We start from the raw sequence: 708 nt of genomic DNA, 5'->3' as shown, positions 1-708 counted from the left end.
GCCTTTGAAGAACGGAGTATGGCGACCACCTTCGTCTTTAGACAGAACGTAAACTTCTGACTCGAACTGGGTGTGTGGCTTGATTGAGCCTGGCTTAGCCAGAACCTGACCACGCTGGATGTCTTCACGCTTGATACCGCGCAGCAGAACACCACAGTTTTCGCCTGCCTGACCCTGGTCCAGCAGCTTGCGGAACATTTCAACGCCGGTCACGGTGGTCTTCTGCACCGGACGGATGCCGACGATTTCGATTTCGTCGCCAACCTTGATCACGCCGCGCTCGATACGACCGGTCACCACGGTGCCGCGGCCCGAGATCGAGAACACGTCTTCCACCGGCATCAGGAACGGCTTGTCGATCGCACGCTCCGGCTCCGGAATCCAGCTGTCCAGCGCGTCGACCAGCTTCAGGATGGCCGGCACGCCGATGTCGCTCTGGTCGCCTTCCAGCGCCAGACGGGCCGAACCGGCGATGATCGGGGTGTCGTCGCCCGGGAAATCGTAGGTGCTCAGCAGGTCGCGAACTTCCATCTCGACCAGCTCCAGCAGCTCGGCGTCGTCAACCATGTCGGCCTTGTTCAGGAACACGACGATGTACGGCACGCCGACCTGACGCGACAGCAGGATGTGCTCGCGGGTCTGCGGCATCGGGCCGTCAGCGGCCGAGCACACCAGGATCGCGCCGTCCATCTGGGCGGCACCGGTGAT

At 62.3% G+C, this 708-nt stretch carries 1 protein-coding gene; it reads right to left on the bottom strand.

Annotated elements, in window-relative coordinates:
• Nucleotides 1-708: GTP-binding protein (locus DAI20_RS17090; RefSeq protein WP_240606141.1), on the bottom strand; the 708-nt coding region annotated here is incomplete at both ends.

It is taken from the genome of Planctomonas deserti (genome assembly GCF_003067705.1).
GTDB lineage: Bacteria > Actinomycetota > Actinomycetes > Actinomycetales > Microbacteriaceae > Planctomonas > Planctomonas deserti.
Note: the sequence above shows the minus strand (reverse complement) of the source record. Positions and strands in the feature narration are given on the sequence as shown.